Source organism: Micromonospora sp. NPDC003197 (assembly GCF_053590565.1).
This window is the reverse complement of the sequence record NZ_JBSFTE010000007.1, coordinates 86,886-103,189: the sequence shown is the minus strand read 5'-3', so window position 1 is coordinate 103,189 and position 16,304 is coordinate 86,886. Positions and strand designations below refer to the sequence as shown.

At 67.6% G+C, this 16,304-nt stretch carries 15 protein-coding genes; 10 read left to right on the top strand and 5 right to left on the bottom strand.

Annotated elements, in window-relative coordinates:
• The first annotated feature begins 30 nt into the window (after nucleotides 1-30).
• The gene (locus tag ACWDV4_RS10295) at nucleotides 31-762 is read left to right on the top strand and encodes a ComF family protein (protein ID WP_449976459.1); all 732 of its coding nucleotides are present in this window, start codon (nucleotides 31-33) and stop codon (nucleotides 760-762) included.
• 284 nt (nucleotides 763-1,046) lie between these two features.
• Nucleotides 1,047-1,706, top strand: a complete 660-nt coding sequence (gene hpf, locus ACWDV4_RS10290) for a ribosome hibernation-promoting factor, HPF/YfiA family (RefSeq protein ID WP_449976718.1) — start codon at nucleotides 1,047-1,049, stop codon at nucleotides 1,704-1,706.
• Between the two features lie 139 nt (nucleotides 1,707-1,845).
• On the opposite strand, the gene ACWDV4_RS10285 is transcribed toward hpf, so the two are convergent.
• Complete coding sequence (locus ACWDV4_RS10285) at nucleotides 1,846-3,078, bottom strand: GNAT family N-acetyltransferase (RefSeq protein WP_449976457.1); 1,233 nt, start codon at nucleotides 3,076-3,078, stop codon at nucleotides 1,846-1,848.
• 172 nt (nucleotides 3,079-3,250) lie between these two features.
• On the opposite strand from ACWDV4_RS10285, the gene secA reads away from it, so the two are divergent.
• The gene (gene secA, locus ACWDV4_RS10280; protein ID WP_449976455.1) at nucleotides 3,251-6,106 is read left to right on the top strand and encodes a preprotein translocase subunit SecA; all 2,856 of its coding nucleotides are present in this window, start codon (nucleotides 3,251-3,253) and stop codon (nucleotides 6,104-6,106) included.
• Nucleotides 6,107-6,221: 115 nt separating this feature from the next.
• Here secA and ACWDV4_RS10275 read toward each other — a convergent pair whose 3' ends face one another.
• The 3 genes from ACWDV4_RS10275 to ACWDV4_RS10265 all read right to left on the bottom strand — a co-directional run bounded on the left by ACWDV4_RS10275 (nucleotide 6,222) and on the right by ACWDV4_RS10265 (nucleotide 7,544).
• Nucleotides 6,222-6,842 carry an Rv3235 family protein gene (locus tag ACWDV4_RS10275; protein ID WP_449976452.1) on the bottom strand — a complete coding sequence of 207 codons (621 nt, stop codon included), beginning with the start codon at nucleotides 6,840-6,842 and terminating at the stop codon, nucleotides 6,222-6,224.
• A gap of 142 nt (nucleotides 6,843-6,984) precedes the next feature.
• On the bottom strand, nucleotides 6,985-7,215 hold the full coding sequence (locus ACWDV4_RS10270) for a helix-turn-helix domain-containing protein (protein ID WP_449976451.1): 231 nt from the start codon (nucleotides 7,213-7,215) through the stop codon (nucleotides 6,985-6,987).
• A gap of 29 nt (nucleotides 7,216-7,244) precedes the next feature.
• A complete protein-coding gene (locus tag ACWDV4_RS10265) occupies nucleotides 7,245-7,544 on the bottom strand; it encodes an Lrp/AsnC family transcriptional regulator (RefSeq protein WP_449976449.1) in 300 nt (99 codons plus the stop codon).
• 321 nt (nucleotides 7,545-7,865) lie between these two features.
• On the opposite strand from ACWDV4_RS10265, the gene ACWDV4_RS10260 reads away from it, so the two are divergent.
• Entirely contained in the window at nucleotides 7,866-8,378 is a 513-nt protein-coding gene (locus ACWDV4_RS10260; RefSeq protein ID WP_449976446.1) for a DUF6912 family protein, read from the top strand.
• Between the two features lie 24 nt (nucleotides 8,379-8,402).
• On the opposite strand, the gene ACWDV4_RS10255 is transcribed toward ACWDV4_RS10260, so the two are convergent.
• Entirely contained in the window at nucleotides 8,403-9,632 is a 1,230-nt protein-coding gene (locus ACWDV4_RS10255) for a hypothetical protein (protein ID WP_449976444.1), read from the bottom strand.
• A gap of 277 nt (nucleotides 9,633-9,909) precedes the next feature.
• Between ACWDV4_RS10255 and pruA the strand changes: the two genes are divergently transcribed.
• The 6 genes from pruA (at nucleotide 9,910) to smpB (ending at nucleotide 16,169) form a co-directional block, all read left to right on the top strand.
• Nucleotides 9,910-11,538, top strand: coding sequence for an L-glutamate gamma-semialdehyde dehydrogenase (pruA, locus tag ACWDV4_RS10250; RefSeq protein ID WP_449976442.1), 1,629 nt, complete (start codon nucleotides 9,910-9,912; stop codon nucleotides 11,536-11,538).
• Nucleotides 11,539-11,860: 322 nt separating this feature from the next.
• On the top strand, nucleotides 11,861-12,376 hold the full coding sequence (locus ACWDV4_RS10245; protein ID WP_449976439.1) for a helix-turn-helix transcriptional regulator: 516 nt from the start codon (nucleotides 11,861-11,863) through the stop codon (nucleotides 12,374-12,376).
• A 194-nt stretch (nucleotides 12,377-12,570) separates the two neighbouring features.
• Entirely contained in the window at nucleotides 12,571-13,692 is a 1,122-nt protein-coding gene (gene prfB, locus ACWDV4_RS10240; RefSeq protein ID WP_449976436.1) for a peptide chain release factor 2, read from the top strand.
• Between the two features lie 117 nt (nucleotides 13,693-13,809).
• On the top strand, nucleotides 13,810-14,490 hold the full coding sequence (ftsE, locus tag ACWDV4_RS10235) for a cell division ATP-binding protein FtsE (protein WP_449976434.1): 681 nt from the start codon (nucleotides 13,810-13,812) through the stop codon (nucleotides 14,488-14,490).
• A 142-nt stretch (nucleotides 14,491-14,632) separates the two neighbouring features.
• Entirely contained in the window at nucleotides 14,633-15,508 is an 876-nt protein-coding gene (gene ftsX / locus ACWDV4_RS10230; RefSeq protein WP_449976432.1) for a permease-like cell division protein FtsX, read from the top strand.
• A 184-nt stretch (nucleotides 15,509-15,692) separates the two neighbouring features.
• Nucleotides 15,693-16,169, top strand: coding sequence for an SsrA-binding protein SmpB (gene smpB / locus ACWDV4_RS10225; RefSeq protein WP_449976429.1), 477 nt, complete (start codon nucleotides 15,693-15,695; stop codon nucleotides 16,167-16,169).
• Nucleotides 16,170-16,304 lie beyond the last annotated feature (135 nt).

Genomic DNA, 16,304 nt, shown 5'->3' with positions numbered 1-16,304 from the left:
GCGCACCGATCGTACGGACGGCGAACCGACATGACCGGAGTCTGGGCCGAACTGGCCGACCTGCTCTTGCCGGCGGAGTGCGCTGGTTGCCGGGCCAGCCGGACCCCACTGCGGTACGGCGTCTGCGCTGCCTGTGCCAGTGCGCTGGAGGCACTTCGGCCCCGGCTGGTACGCCCCGACCCGGCCCCGCCCGGCCTGCCCGCCTGTGTGGCCCTCGGCGGGTACGACGGCCAGCTGCGGGAGGCTCTGCTGTCGTACAAGGAACGGGGTCGGCACGGGCTGGCCCGGCCGCTGGGGCGGCTGCTCGCCGAGGTGGTGGCAGCGGCGGTGGGTCCACGAGGTCCGGTCCTTCTGGTGCCGGTGCCGACCACCGCGCGGGCCGCCCGCACCCGGCACGGGGATCATCTGCGCCGGCTCACCCGGCACGCCGCCGGGCGACTGCGTCGGGCCGGCTGGTCGGTCGAGGTGGCTCGGCCGCTTGTCGCCCTCCCTCGGCCTGACTCGGTGGAACTGGACAGCGCGGGCCGGAGTGCGGCAGCGGCTTCGGCGTTCCGGTTACCACCCGGTCGGGTGCCGGCGCTGCGTCGGTCGGCGGAGGGGCGGATGGTGGTGCTGCTGGACGACATCGTGACCACCGGGTCGACGCTGGCGGCTATCAACCGGCTGCTGGTCGGCGATGGGGTCATGGTGCACGCGGCGGCGGTGCTCGCGGCGACCCAACGACGGTACTCGCGGCCGCCCAGTGCGTTACACCCGCGCTGAGAGAATCCGCCAGCGACACGCCGGGTGACTCTCCGTATCGCCTGTTTCCCCTGATCGTGGTGGATGTGGGAATCTTCTCGAAAGGTCTTGGCTGGGAGGGGTGACTGGGTAGGAAGGAGGCGTTAGCGTTTGTTTTAGCAGGGGTACCAAGGGTGTTCCACCCGCCCCCGGCGCTGAAAGGAGGCGTGCCGTCAACAAACCGGCCGACGCCGAAGGGAAGCCCCGGGGGATCGGCGGCCGGAAAAGAAGTTCAAACCGACCATCCGATCATTTGGAGGTCATCCGTGGATATCGTGGTCAAGGGCCGCAACGTCGAGGTTCCGGAGCATTTCCGGGTTCATGTCGCCGACAAGCTTGCGAAGATCGAACGGTACGACCACAAGCTGATTCGTGTTGACATCGAACTTTTTCACGAGCGCAATCCGCGACAGTCGGAGCACTGTCAGCGAGTAGAAATCACCTGTGTTTCCCGAGGGCCAGTCATCCGTGCAGAGTCGTGCGCCAAGGACTTCTACAGCGCGCTGGATGTGGCGATCACGAAGCTGGACACCCGGCTGCGTCGGGCCGCCGATCGCCGCCGAGTGCACCATGGTCGACGCGCACCGGTCTCCGTCGCTGCCGCCACGGCGGACCTGCCGGTGGTAGAAGCCGGTGCCGTCGGCTCGCTGGCCACCCTGGAAGAGGCGCCGCCAGAGAGATCCGAGGAGTCGGCCTACCTTGCCGACACGGATCCGGTCTACGACGAATACGACGACGACCAGCCCTGGCACATCGCCCGGGAAAAGGTGCACCCGGCCGAGCCCATGACCGTCGACGATGCGCTGTTCCAGATGGAACTCGTCGGCCACGATTTCTACCTGTTCCTCGACAAGGAATCCGGGCGGCCCAAGGTCGTCTATCGGCGTAAGGCGTACGACTACGGGATCATCTCCCTCAGGACCTGACACCGAACGGTACGACACCGAGTGGTACGACACCGAGTGGTACGACCCGGACGGGTCAGGCCGAGCGGAAATCCGCTCGGCCTGACCCGTCTGATTCTTGTCACCACCGCAATTATGCGGTCAGCGGATGCGACATCGGTCAGTCGGTGTGCTGCCGGTCGGTAGGCAGCAACGCGGCGACCCACCCGTCGACTCGTCGACCCCGCTGGGTGAGAGCACTTCGGGCGACACCTTCGAACACGAAGCCGGCCTTCTCCGCTGCCCGTCGAGAGGCGGTGTTGCCGACGTGGGCCCGCCATTCGATCCGCTCCAGCCCCAGCGCCTCGAATCCCCAGTCGCAGAGCGCCACCAGCGCGGCCGGCACGTAGCCTCGGCCGCGTACCCACGGTGCGGCCATGAACCCGACGTCGGCCAGGCCGGGGTCGGTTGGTGAGAGGCGCAGGGAGATGGATCCGGCGTAGCTGTCGTCCGGGTCGACGATGGCGAACTCGGCTCCGGAGCCTCGGCGCCAGGCGGTCGGGACGAAGTCCCGGATGAAGGAGTCCGCGTCGGTGCGCTGGTAGTTCTCGGGGAGCGTGGTCCAGCGCAACGTTTCCGGGTCACGGCAGGTGGTGAGGAGGGCGTCCGCATCCCGCTCGGCCAGCGGCCGCAGCCGGATCTTGACGTCTCCGGCCGTGCCGGCCAGCGTCGGCTGGGGCCGACCGAAGACACCGGCCCGGCGGGTTTCGAGCGATCCGGGCCCGGCCGATCCAGGTGCCGGAGAGTCGGGGCCGGCCAGCTCGGCTGCGGGCGAGTCGGGGTCGGCCGCTCCAGCTGCTGGCGGCCCGGTCAGATCACCGGGAAGCAGCGAGCCCACCCAGCCGTCCGGCCCGCCTCGCGGGTGGGGGTCGGCGAGCCGCAGTCGGCCCTCGACCTGGAAACCGGCCCGCAGCGCCACCAGCCGGGAGGCGTGGTTGCCCACCTCGGCCTGCCAGATGAGCCGCCGGAGGCCGAGTACGTCAAAGGCCCACCGGCTGATCGCCCGGGTCGCGCGGACCGCCACCCCCCGCCCTCGGGCCCAGGGGGCGGTCCAGTAGCCCACCTCGGCGGAGCGCAGGACCGGGTCGATGGTGACCAGTCCGCAGGAGGCGAGCACCTCGCCGGTCTCGGCATCGCAGACGGCGAACGGGGCGAAGGTCTGCTGCGCCCAACCGGCCGGAGCCATGGTGCTCACGAACCCGACGGCATGTTCCATCAGGTACGGCGAGGGAACGGTGGTCCAGCGCTGGATGTCCGAATCCTGGCAGGCCCGGTACACCGCGTCGGCGTCGGCCGGACGCCAGGGCCGGAGCAACAGACCGTCGGCGTGGAGTTCGGTGGGTTCCAGTTCCATAAGCCGAGTCTTCCGGTCTGTTCGCACTCGGCGTAACTCATTTTTCCCCTCGAATCAGGGGAGAGCAGGGTGGAATGTCTGATTCGATCAACCTGGTCAGCGGCGCGGCTGACGAATGCCCCGATACAGCGCCTACGATGGTTCGGCAGACTGTCTAGGGGAGCGTTGATCCGTGTCGATTCTGGAAAAGGTCCTCCGCGCTGGCGAAGGCCGTATGGTGCGCCGGCTCAAGGCGATCGCCGCTGCCGTCAACTCGATCGAGGACGACTACGTCGATCTCACCGACGAAGAACTGCGTGGCCTGACCGATCAGTACCGCGAGCGGATCGAGGCCGGCGAGACTCTCGACGATCTACTGCCGGAGGCGTTCGCCACCGCCCGGGAGGCGGCGCATCGGGTGCTCGGCCAGCGCCCCTACGACGTACAGGTGATGGGTGCTGCGGCGCTGCACTTCGGCAACATCCCGGAGATGAAGACCGGTGAGGGTAAGACCCTGACCTCGGTCATGGCGGTCTACCTCAACGCGCTCTCCGGCAAGGGCGTGCACGTCATCACGGTCAACGACTACCTCGCCGAGCGGGACGCCGCCTGGATGGGCCGGGTGCACGAGTTCCTCGGGCTGACCGTCGGGGTGGTCCTGCCCAACCGGCCGTCGGCCGAGCACCGGGCCGCCTACCAGTGCGACATCACCTACGGCACCAACAACGAGTTCGGCTTCGACTACCTACGCGACAACATGGCCTGGTCGAAGGAGGAACTGGTCCAGCGGGGCCACAACTTCGCCGTCGTCGACGAGGTCGACTCGATCCTGATCGACGAGGCCCGGACGCCGCTGATCATCTCCGGCCCGGCCGAGCACTCCGCCCGCTGGTACGGCGAGTTCGCCCGGGTGGTCGCCCGGTTGCAGCCGGGTAAGGACGGCGAGGGCGACTACGAGGTCGACCACGCGAAGCGTACGGTCGCGGTGACCGAGCGCGGTGTCGCCAAGGTCGAGGACCGGCTCGGCATCGACAACCTCTACGAGTCGGTGAACACGCCGCTGGTCGGCTATCTCAACAACGCCATCAAGGCCAAGGAACTCTACAAGCGCGACAAGGACTACATCGTCAGCGATGGCGAGGTCCTGATCGTCGACGAGTTCACCGGCCGCATCCTGCACGGCCGTCGCTACAACGAGGGCATGCACCAGGCCATCGAGGCCAAGGAAGGCGTGGAGATCAAGCAGGAGAACCAGACCCTCGCCACCATCACCCTGCAGAACTACTTCCGCCTCTACAACAAGCTCGGCGGCATGACCGGTACCGCGCAGACCGAGGCGGGCGAGTTCAACAAGGTCTACAAGGTCGGTGTCGTGACCATCCCGACCCACCGCCCGATGGTGCGGCTCGACCGGCCGGACGTCATCTACAAGACCGAGAAGGCCAAGTTCAACGCGGTGGTGGAGGACATCGCCGAGCGGCACGAGATCGGCCAGCCGGTGCTGGTCGGCACGGTTTCGGTGGAGAACTCCGAGATCCTGTCGCAGTTGCTGCGCCGCCGGGGCATCCCGCACTCGGTGCTGAACGCCAAGTTCCACGCCAAGGAAGCCGAGATCGTGGCGCAGGCGGGCCGTAAGGGTGCGGTCACGGTGGCCACCAACATGGCCGGTCGAGGCACCGACATCCTGCTCGGCGGCAACCCGGAGTTCCTCGCCGCCAACGAGTTGCACCAGCGGGGCTTGGACCCGGTCGAGCACGCCGACGACTACGCGAAGGCGTACGAGGAGATCCTGCCGCAGTGGAAGCAGGAGTGCGACGCGGAGGCCGATGAGGTCGCCGCCGCCGGCGGGCTCTACGTGCTGGGCACCGAGCGGCACGAGTCGCGGCGGATCGACAACCAGCTGCGTGGTCGGTCCGGCAGGCAGGGTGACCCGGGTGAGTCCCGGTTCTACCTGTCGTTGCAGGACGATCTGATGAAGCGGTTCCGGGCTGGTGCGGTCGAGGCCGTGATGGAGCGGTTCAACATCCCGGAAGACGTGCCCATCGAGTCGAAGATGGTCACCCGGCAGATCAAGAGCGCGCAGAGCCAGATCGAGGGCCAGAACGCCGAGATCCGCAAGAACGTCCTCAAGTACGACGAGGTGCTCAACAAGCAGCGCCAGGTGATCTACGCCGAGCGCCTTCGGGTGCTCAACGGTGAGGACCTGCACGACCAGGTGCAGAACATGATCGATGACGTGATCACGGCGTATGTGACGGGGGCGACCTCCGAGGGCTACCCCGAGGACTGGGACCTTGAGCAGCTCTGGACCAACCTCAAGCAGCTCTACCCGGTCGGCGTCACCATCGAGGACCTGGAGGAGGAGGCCGGCGGCGAGCGCAACAGCCTGGACGTCGACTTTTTGATCGTCCAGCTCAAGGAAGACGCGCACGCCGCCTACGAGCGGCGCGAGGAGCAGCTCGGTACGGAGGCGATGCGACAGCTGGAGCGGATGGTGCTGCTCCAGGTTATCGACCGTAAGTGGCGTGAGCACCTCTACGAGATGGACTACCTCCAGGAGGGTGTCGGTCTGCGGGCCTACGCCCAGCGGGACCCGCTGGTGGAATACCAGCGCGAGGGCTTCGACATGTTCGCCACCATGATGGACGGCATCAAGGAGGAGACGGTCGGCTTCCTCTACAACCTGGACGTCCAGGTCGAGGAGGCGCAGCCGGAGCCGGCCGAGGAGGAGACTCCGGTCGTGCTCAACCAGCCGCCGGTCGAGATCCGGGCCAAGGGCCTGGGCCGGGCCGCCCAGCCGAGGGGCCTGCAATACTCCGCCCCCACCATCGATGGCGAGGCGGGAGCTGGCGGGGTGACCGTGCAGCAGCCACAGTCGCAGGCACCAGCGCTCGGGGTGGGCAAGGCGTCGCCCGTACCGCCGGGGGCCCGGCGTCCCGAGCCGAGCCAGGCGAGCAGCGGCAACGGCCCGTCGCGCAACGCGCCCTGCCCGTGCGGCTCGGGCCGCAAGTACAAGCGCTGCCACGGTGCGCCCGGCGGGGGCGCCTGACCGACATCCGGGCTGGCCAAACGCCTGACCCGGGTGGCGTACGACCTCAGGACCCGGGGCTTCACCTCGTACGACAGGTGGAGCCCCGGGTTCCGTCGTTTCTGCCCGCCACGGTTTACAGCAGCTGGATCACCGTACCGAGCCAGCTGCCCTGGCGGCGTTCGAGTCGGAACGCCATTGCCCAGCTACGGCCGGCGGCGTGCAGCACCGCCGCCGCTTCCGCTATCCCGGGTCGGGGTTCGCAGACTCGGACCAGGCGGAGCTGGATCCCATCGGCGGGCCGGTTGGCGGGGTGGAACGCCGCCAACCGCCGGCTACCGGCGGCCAGCTGTCCGATGATCGTGGTGGCTTCGGCGGACTGGACCAACGGCCGGATCTGGTTCGCCGGTCGGTAACCGTTGAGGATTTCCAGGCAGGTGCCGAGGAATCGACGAGCCGCCTGCCGGGCCGCCGTCGAAGCGGCGGCCAGCGCCTCGACCGGCAGCGTGGGCGGGCCGGTGGGCGTGGGAGGACTGCCCGGCGTGGGCGGGCCGGTCGGTGTGGGCGGGCCGCCCGGCGGCCGTCCGCGTCCGGGTCGGCCGCCCCGCGAGGAGGCCAGCTCGAAGGTGAGCTGGTCGGCGGAGCCCCGGGACCAGGCCGGCGGGGTGGACTCGTCGTCGTAGGGCGGGTCGAGCGGTGGTGCGGCACGTAGTCGTACGGCGGGACGGACTGGGGGCCTGGACCGGACGGCACGCATCCCCGCTCCTTATGATCTTGCGTTTGCTTTCGTTTGCCTCCGACAGGCTCTATTTGTAGCCAAGATGGTGGCAGGCGTCAATGCGGTCGAGCCGGCAGCAGTCGGCTTCGACCTTGGCAATTGCGGGAAATGAGGCGATTTGTTACTGATCTGGCTCGCGCTCGACGAGCGGGTTGGTGCGTACCCAGTCGGCGGTCTCGGTGTACTTCTGCTGGATGTACTCCTCCAGCCGGGCCCGTTCGACCCGCCACTGACCCCGGCCACCCACCTTGATCGCCGGCAACTCGCCGCTGCGCACCATGTGGTAGACCTGCGAGTCCGACACGTTCAGCTCGGCGGCCACATCGGACAACTGCAGGAACCTGGGCGTCACATGCACTCCCGTGGTAGTGGGCGATTGCCTCAGTTTGCCATCGACTGCCTGGTTGCCTCCACAGCGAGAACCCGACCAGGTAGCGGGCTCGAATAGACCACGCTGGTGGTGACCGCGCCCAGGCCGCCGATCCGCCCGGTCACCTCCTCCAGATGACGCATGGACCGGGCGACCACCTTCATCACGAAGCAGTCCTCGCCGGTGACGTGATGCGCCTCAACGATCTCCGGCGTCGTGTCGAGCAGGGCATGGAACGGTCGGTAGTTGCCGGTGGGATAGCGGAGCCGGACGAAGGCGAGGATCTCCAGGCCGACCCGTTCGGCGGGCACCACGGCTCGGCGCCGTTGATCACTGGTTCCTGCGGGCCGCCGCTCCGCGTACTTTTTGCGGCATGACACAGGGCCACGTGGCATCGAGTACTGGATTCGCGAAGGGTTCCCGGTGCGGACCGAGACGGGAGTCCTGACCCATGCAGCCGACCCGCTCACCACGCCAATCGGATAGCCGACCATCGAGCGGCGCTGAACACACCCGGGACGGATGAGTTTGGCGGCCGGGCCGGTCCGGTGTAGGACAGGGGACGGTGCCGTACGTGATCGGCGCCGCGCGGCCGAGGCCGTGCGCAACGGCGAACCAGGAGTCCTCCAGTGGTGTCACAGCAAGCCGTCCGGGTGTACCTCCCGGCCACCGTCCCGCTCCTGGCCGAGCTACGGCGGGCGGGGGTACTCGCCGTCGTCGAGGCACACGCCGTCACGCCGACCCTGCGGGAGTGGTACGCCGAGGGAGACGAGGAGGAACTGGAGTACGTCGCCTTCACCCGGGCCGCGCAGAGCGCCCTGCGGCTGCTGCACGCCGACCCGATGGCCCCGCCACGGCGGGTGGTGGTCTCGGTGGACCTGCCGGCCGACCGGGTGCACCGTACCGACACCGAACTCGGCTCCAGTACGGTACGGGTGGATGGCCCGGTCGACCCCCGATCGGTGGCCGCGCTCCACGTCGACGGGTCGGAGGCGGTCGACGCCGTCGTCGCCGCCACGGCGGTGGTGGAGCAGGCGCTGGCCGGTGACCCGGACGCTCAGTTCACCGTCGACGGCACCGAGGACCACGAGCTGGAGTGGTACGACGTCTCCGAGCTCGACCTGCTGCTACACGAAGTCGGCTGAGCGGGGAGCGGCTCGGGTCGAGGCTTAGTCGCTCTGTGGGCGGCCAGCGCCGACCGCAGGCTGCTTCTCGGGCTGTGCCGGGTCCACCTCTCCCGCCTCCTCCACCGGATCCGGTGCCGCCGGGCCCAACGTGCGGCCGAAGGCGATGAGGGCGACGAACCCGCCCACGAAGAGCACCCCGAGTGCGTAGTCGACCCGGGACGTGCCGAGCATGCTCTGCACCGCCCGGTCGGCTTCGCTGAGCGCACCGGCCAGCTCCAGCACCCGGGCCCCGGCGGTCCGGGTGAGCACCTCCGCGATGACCAGCAGCAGGCCCGGTCCGGCACCCGCGATCAGGTAACCGGTCCAGCGCAGCGGGGCGTGTCCGGCGTCACGGGCCAGCGCCCGGCGTCGGGCCCAGCGTAGGTAGCCGAACGCGACCAGGCCGGCGACCAGACCGCTGATGATCCAGCCAGTACGGGAGTACCAGTTGGCGGCGGCGAGCCGGGACGCCTCGGTCTCGCCGGCACCGTAAAGGTCCATCAGCGGGCCTTCGAAGAGGTTCAGCAGCGGGGCCACCACGTACGCCGCCAAGCCGGCGGTGACCACGGCACCAACCGGTGGCGCGTTGCGCAGTCCGCCGGCGATGCCTCCGAGGGTGGCCGCCGCAGCGGCGGTGCCGGCGAGCACCATGATTGTCGGGCCATCGCCGTAGCTGAGGGTCACGGCGAGCGCGGCCAGCAGACCGGTGACGAGGCCTCCGCCGACCGCCCCAGCAAAGCGCGGCGTGGCCCGGGTCACGCCCCAGTACGCCAGCAGGTTGGTCAGGGTGAGACCGACGGCGGCACCGCCGATCAGGCTGGCGGAGATCACCCCGGGCAGCGCGTACGCCGTGGAGGTGATCGTCATCGCGTCGACGCTGGATGAGGAGATGGTCCGCTGCGCCGACCAGAGCATCGCGGCGAGCCAGGCGATGGCGAGGACGGCGAGGATGCTCGCGGCGGGGGCGCTGATCACGTCGGCGTCGCCGGCGGGGGACGCCTCGTCGTCGGCCTTCTCCGCCGGCTCGTCCTCGGCCTTCTCGGCTTTCTCCGTCAGCTTGTCCTCGGGCTTCTCGGCCGGATCGTCCTCGGTGTCCGAGGCGACCGTGTTTCGCCCGGCCTCGCTCGGGTCGTCCGCGTTCAGTTCGGCCTCGCTCGGGTCGTCCGCGTTCCGCCCGGGCTCGATTGAGCTCTCGGGGCACGGGACCTCGGTGGCACCGGACTGCTTCGTCATCTTCTCCCCTTCAACGGGTGCCCGGGTCGCCGCACCGGTAGGGCGGCGGGACACGGCGTTCGTGGGCCGCCGGCTGTTCAGCGTACGCGGGCATCCTGTGTGGTCCGCGCGGTGCCGGTCCGCGCCGGCGCTGGGTCGGCACCGCGTGATCGTGGGGTCGGACATGCTGGCGGTCGATGGGATGATTGGCGCGGGTCCCGCCGTGTCTCCGACCAACCCTGGGGCCGGCGGCGGGTCCGATTTCGTCTTTGTCGTCGAGATCGACCAGGAGCCTGTGATGGACGGCGTCTTCTCCGTACCGGAACCACGCAACGAACCGGTCCGCGGCTACGCAGCGGGTAGCACCGAGCGGGCCGGGCTGCGCCGGCGGCTCCGGGAACTCGCCACCGACCAGCTGTCGTTGCCGATGAGCATCGGCGGTGAGCAGCGGATGGGCGGGGGTGCGGCGATTGACGTCGTGCAGCCGCACCGGCATCAGCACGTGTTGGGGGTCACCCACAACGCAACCAACGCGGATGCGCGGGCGGCGGTGACGGCCGCCATGGAAGCCGCCCCGATGTGGCGTGATTTGTCCTTCGAGGAGCGGGCTGCGGTGTTCCTCCGTGCGGCGGACCTCCTCGCCGGACCGTGGCGGGACACCCTCAACGCCGCGACCATGCTCGGCCAGTCGAAGACGGTCGTCCAGGCGGAGATCGACTCCGCCTGCGAACTGATCGACTTTTTCCGGTTCAACGTCGCATTCGCCCGGAAGTTGCTGGCCGAGCAGCCGGCCTCGGCACCCGGCACGTGGAACCGGTTCGACCATCGGCCTCTGGAGGGGTTCGTCTACGCGATCACCCCGTTCAACTTCACCGCCATCGCGGCGAACCTGCCGGCCGCGCCAGCCCTGATGGGTAACACCGTGGTGTGGAAGCCGGCCCCAACCCAGCAGTTCGCCGCCCACTTCACGATGCGGTTGTTCGAGGCGGCCGGCCTCCCGCCCGGCGTGATCAACATGGTCACTGGTGACGGGCTCGCCGTCTCCGAGGTGGCCCTGGCCGCCCCGGACCTGGCCGGCATCCACTTCACCGGGTCGACCCGGGTGTTCCAGCAGCTGTGGCGAACGGTCGGGCAGCACATCGCCAGCTACCGCAGCTATCCGAGGCTGGTCGGCGAGACCGGCGGCAAGGACTTCGTCGTCGCGCACGCCAGTGCGGACACAGCTGCCCTCTGCACCGCGCTGGTCCGGGGAGCCTACGAATATCAGGGGCAGAAGTGTTCGGCGGCGTCCCGGGCCTACCTGCCCCGCTCGCTCTGGGAGAACGGGCTGCGGGACCGGCTCGTGGCAACCGTCGAATCGCTGCGGTACGGCGACGTCACCGACTTCACCAACTTCGGTGGTGCGGTGATCGACGGGCGGGCGTTCGCCCGGCAGACCGCCGTGCTCGACCTGATCTCCACCGCCGACAGTTGCCGGGTCCTGGCCGGGGGCAGCGCCGACGACTCGGTGGGCTATTTCGTCCAACCGACCCTGTTCGAGTGCGACGACCCGGAGCACGAGTCATTCGCCACCGAGTACTTCGGCCCGATCCTCGGTGTGCACGTCTTCGACGACGCCCGGTTCGAGGCGGTGGTGCGGCAGGCCGAGGCGGTGGCCCCGTACGCGTTGACCGGCTCGATCTTCGCGACCGACCGCCGGGTGATCGAGTGGGCGGCCGGGGAGCTGCGGTACGCGGCCGGAAACTTCTATGTCAATGACAAGCCCACCGGGGCGGTGGTGGGGCAGCAGCCGTTCGGCGGGGCTCGGGCGAGTGGCACCAACGACAAGGCCGGCTCCTGGCACAACCTGGTGCGATGGACGTCACCCCGGACGATCAAGGAAACCTTCGTGCCGGCGACGGGCCACCGCTACCCGCACATGAGCTGAGCTCCCCAATCGGGGCAATGCCCGGGGAACCCCGCGCGGGATCCGTCCGATTTGCTTAGCCTGGCTGACGCGGATGCGGCAAATAGTACTATTTGAGGTAATTTTCTTCGAGGATTGGGTCCGGCTTGGTCGGCGGCGCCGAGCGTGCGGCGTCACACCGAGTGTGCTTCGCCGCATGGCTATTTGATCGATCAAGCTCGCTCGCAGATATCGATCGTCCTCACCGGACAGTCCGCCACAGACAGTGCACATTGGAACACGAACCGGTGGCGATTATGTCAAATCCTGGACGGGACGACTGCAAAGTGGCAGCGTATGGGGCATGGCGGAATCTGGAATCAACCCAACCGCAGCCGCGCTTCTGGGGCTGCTTCACGAAGGACCGATGACCGGCGGGCAACTGATGGCCGCCGCCGAACGTCGGCTTGCACCGTTCTGGTCGATGACCCGCAGTCAGGTTTACCGGGAACTGCCAGCGTTGGCAGAGCAGGGCTACGTACGACTCGGGAAGCCCGGTCCACGTTCCAGCCAGCCGTACGCGATCACCGCCGCCGGCAAGCGGACCTTCTCCCGTTGGCTGGTCGAAAACCCCACCGGGGGTACGGTGCGCAACCCCATCGCCCTGCGGGTCGCCTTCGGTGAGCAACACTCGGGTAACCAGCTGCGCAACCTCTACGCCACGGCGGGGGAATACCACACCGCAGCCCTGGCCAGCGCCCGTGAGCAGGCCAAGGACGCGAAGAAGGCGGGGGACACCTACGGAGCCGCTGCCCTGGAGTTCGCTGTCGCCTACCACAAGGCCGCACTGTCCTGGCTGAAGACCGCACCCACCAGCTGACCATCGCCGGCTGATCTCTCGGCGAGACGCTGGTTGATCACCAGCGAGACGTTGGTGGATCGGTAGTGAGCTGCTGATTGATCATCGGCGGACCGTTCGTTGATCGCCGGGGAGATGCCCAGTCGATCGTTGGTGAGGTCGATGGTCGTGGCAGGTGCCCTGGTCTCGGACCGGGCCACGTACTCTTGACTGTCGTGACCGCTGCCGATTACGCCGAACAGCTCAAGGACCTCGACGCCACGCTGCGCAACATCGAGGCAGTGCTGGATCTTGACCGGCTGCGCCGGGACAAGATGAAGCTCGAAGAGGAGGCCTCCGCGCCGGACCTGTGGGACGACCAGGCCCGTGCGCAGCAGGTGACCTCCAAGTTGTCGTACGTCAACGGCGAGATCAGCAAGCTGGAGAGCCTGCGCTCCCGGCTCGACGACGCGCGCGTGCTGCTGGAACTGGCCGAGGCGGAGGGTGATTCCGGTGCCCTGACCGAGGTCGAGACCGAGATCGGCGGGTTGGGCAAGGCGATCCAGGAGATGGAGGTTCGTACCCTGCTGTCCGGGGAGTACGACTCCCGCGAGGCGCTGGTGGCGATCCGGGCCGGGGCCGGTGGCGTTGACGCAGCGGACTTCGCGGAGATGCTGCTGCGGATGTACCTGCGCTGGGCCGAGCGGCACGGCTACCCGACCGAGGTCTACGAGACCTCGTACGCCGAGGAGGCCGGGCTCAAGTCGGCCACCTTCGCGGTCAAGACCCCGTACGCCTACGGCACGCTCAGTGTCGAATCGGGTACGCACCGGCTGGTGCGAATCAGTCCGTTCGACAACCAGGGGCGGCGGCAGACCAGCTTCGCCGGTGTGGACGTACTGCCCGTGACCGAGCAGACCGATCACATCGACATTCCCGAGAACGAGATGCGGGTCGACGTCTACCGTTCGTCGGGTCCAGGTGGACAGAGCGTGAACACCACCGACTCTGCCGTCCGGATAACGCACATTCCGACCGGCATCGTGGTCACCTGTCAGAACGAAAAGTCGCAGCTGCAGAACAAGGCGTCGGCGCTGCGCGTGCTCCAGGCCCGGCTGTTGGAGCGCAAGCGCCAGGAGGAGCAGGCCAAGCTCGAAGGGCTCAAGGTCGACGTGGCCGGTTCGTGGGGCGACCAGATGCGGTCCTACGTCCTGCATCCTTATCAGATGGTGAAGGATCTGCGAACCGAGCAGGAGACCGGCAATCCGACCGCCGTCTTCGATGGCGAACTGGACTCCTTCATCGAAGCGGGAATCCGCTGGCGGAAGCAGCAGCAGCTCGAAGCCGAGGCGCGCTGACCCGAGTTTGGCTCACGCCAGGGCTGTGACCAGGGAATGCTCCCTTCCCGACAAAACGGGCGGGGAGCACGGGCGTCGGACTTGGCGTTTTTGTCACAGCGCGTAGACTCACCACCCGTGATTCAGCTTGAGCAAGTGACGAAGACGTACCCCAAGGCGTCCCGGCCATCGCTGGACAACGTTTCGGTGTCGATCGAGAAGGGTGAGTTCGTCTTCTTCATCGGTCCCTCCGGCTCCGGTAAGTCGACGATCATCAAGCTGCTGCTACACGAGGTCAGCCCGAACAAGGGGCGGGTCGTCGTGAACAGCCGCGACGTCACCGCGATGCGATCCTGGAAGCGACCAGCCTTCCGACGCTCAATCGGCTGCGTGTTCCAGGACTTCCGACTGCTGCCGAACCGGACGGCGTACGAGAATGTCGCATTCGCGTTGGAGGTCATCGGCAAGACCAAGGCAGTCGCCCGACGGGTGGTGCCAGAGGTGCTCGAACTGGTCGGGCTCGGTGGTAAGGAACACCGTTACCCGCACGAGCTCTCCGGTGGTGAGCAGCAGCGTGTAGCCGTAGCCCGGGCGTTCGTGAACCGGCCGCTGATCCTGCTGGCCGACGAGCCCACGGGAAACCTCGACCCGGATACCTCGATCGAGATCATGCGCCTACTGGACCGGATCAACCGCACCGGTACGACCGTCGTGATGGTCACGCACGACTCCAACATCGTGAACCAGATGCGCCGCCGGGTCATCGAGATCGAGAGCGGTCGCATCGTTCGTGACCAGGCTCGCGGCGTGTACGGGTGAGCCGGCTCTGCGCCGCGCCGACCGGTTGGCACTGACCCGACCTCCGTTCGGCCCGAGCGTCGCCCAGTCCTGGGCGACGCGGCGGCCGGATTCCGGTCGATGACGACGAACAACTCTTGCGGAGATCCGGAAGGAACCCCCGATGCGCTTGAAATACGTCCTGTCCGAGGTGCTCGTCGGGCTGTGGCGCAACGTGACCATGTCCATCGCGATGATCATCACGATGGCGGTGTCGTTGACCATGCTGGGTGCCAGTGGTCTGATGTATCTGCAGGTCAACAGCATGAAGGAGTGGTACTTCGACAAGTTCGAGGTGGCCGTCTTCCTTGACATCGCGATCCCCGACGCGCAGCGTACCGACCTCAACTCGCAGCTGGAGGCCGATCCACTCGTCGACGAGGTGCGGTACGTCTCCAAGGAGGAGGCGTACGAACAGTTCAAGGACATGTTCCGGGACGCCCCGGATCTGGTGAACAACGTCAAGCCGGATCAGTTGCCCGAGTCATTCCGGGTCAAGCTGAAGAATCCCCAGCAGTACGAGCAGATCTTTGAGAACTTCAAGGACAAGGACGGCGTCGAGGAGATCGTCGACCAGCGGACACTACTCAACAAGATCTTCGCCATTCTCGGGTCCGTACAGAACATGGCTCTGGTCGCCGCCTCGGTGATGGCGATTGCCGCGCTCCTGCTGGTCGGTAACACCATCCAAGTCGCCGCCTACAGCAAACGCCGCGAGGTGGCGGTCATGAAGCTGGTCGGTGCCTCCAACTGGTTCATCCAGGCACCGTTCGTGCTGGAAGCGGTGGTGGCCGGTCTGTTCGGCTCGATCCTCGGCTTCGGTGCCCTGGTGGTGGCCAAGATCTTCCTGCTCGACGGGGCGCTACGGGACCTGACCACACTGATGACTCCGGTGGAATGGAGCAGTGTGCTGCTTATGTTCCCGGTGATGGCCGGTGTCGGTGGCCTGTTCAGCGCGATCACCGCCTGGGTCACCCTGCGGTTCTACCTGCGGGTCTAGCTTCGCCTTGAGGTTAGGAAGGGCCCCTTCCAACGCAAAAAGCGATAACAAGGGGCCCTTCCTTTCGGGGTAGCATGGCGCGGCTGTCCGGCGCGGAACCGTCCGCCGGGGAGCTGTCGTTACCCGGCGGGAGCTGACCGCCGGGGAGCTGTCCAGCGAGAAGCGGAAGGGGTGGGGACGCAAGATGCCACGGGAGAAGGGGCGGAAGGTCGTCGCCTCCAACCGGAAGGCGCGTCACGACTACGCCATCGTTGACACCTACGAGGCGGGTCTGGCACTGACCGGAACCGAGGTCAAGTCCCTGCGCGCCGGTCACGCCTCACTGGTCGACGCATTCGCGCAGGAACGCGACGGCGAACTCTTCCTGTACGGGATGCACATCCCGGAGTACACCCAGGGCACCTGGACCAACCACGAACCCCGGCGTACTCGCAAGCTGCTGCTCAACCGGATCGAGATCAGCCGGCTGACCGGCAAGCTCCAGGAGACCGGGGTCACCCTGGTTCCGCTGTCGGTCTACTTTTCCGATGGCTGGGCCAAGGTGGAGATCGGGCTCGCCCGAGGCAAGAAGTCGTACGACAAACGGCAGGACCTGGCCAAACGGGACGCCGAGCGAGAGATTCGGCGGGCCGCAGGTCGCCGCGACAAGGGCATGGAGTAGCTCCTGCGGCTTGTCATCCTCTGAGATCTTCGTCACGTCTGGGTGGTTTTGTCTGGCCGGTCAGCCGTTGGCCGCTCAACCCGGCGATATCCGGGATGAGATCGTGCGGCGGAGGCGTTAGTCTTGGATAGCTGC

Excerpts from the sequence above, each read along its gene's own strand:
- ACWDV4_RS10295 (WP_449976459.1), top strand. The coding sequence starts at position 31 with ATGACCGGAGTCTGGGCCGAACTGGCCGACCTGCTCTTGCCGGCGGAG.
- pruA (WP_449976442.1), top strand. The coding sequence starts at position 9,910 with ATGGACGGCGTCTTCTCCGTACCGGAACCACGCAACGAACCGGTCCGC.
- ACWDV4_RS10245 (WP_449976439.1), top strand. The coding sequence starts at position 11,861 with ATGGCGGAATCTGGAATCAACCCAACCGCAGCCGCGCTTCTGGGGCTG.
- ACWDV4_RS10275 (WP_449976452.1), bottom strand. The coding sequence starts at position 6,842 with ATGCGTGCCGTCCGGTCCAGGCCCCCAGTCCGTCCCGCCGTACGACTA.
- ftsX (WP_449976432.1), top strand. The coding sequence starts at position 14,633 with ATGCGCTTGAAATACGTCCTGTCCGAGGTGCTCGTCGGGCTGTGGCGC.
- ACWDV4_RS10285 (WP_449976457.1), bottom strand. The coding sequence starts at position 3,078 with ATGGAACTGGAACCCACCGAACTCCACGCCGACGGTCTGTTGCTCCGG.
- ACWDV4_RS10255 (WP_449976444.1), bottom strand. The coding sequence starts at position 9,632 with ATGACGAAGCAGTCCGGTGCCACCGAGGTCCCGTGCCCCGAGAGCTCA.
- smpB (WP_449976429.1), top strand. The coding sequence starts at position 15,693 with ATGCCACGGGAGAAGGGGCGGAAGGTCGTCGCCTCCAACCGGAAGGCG.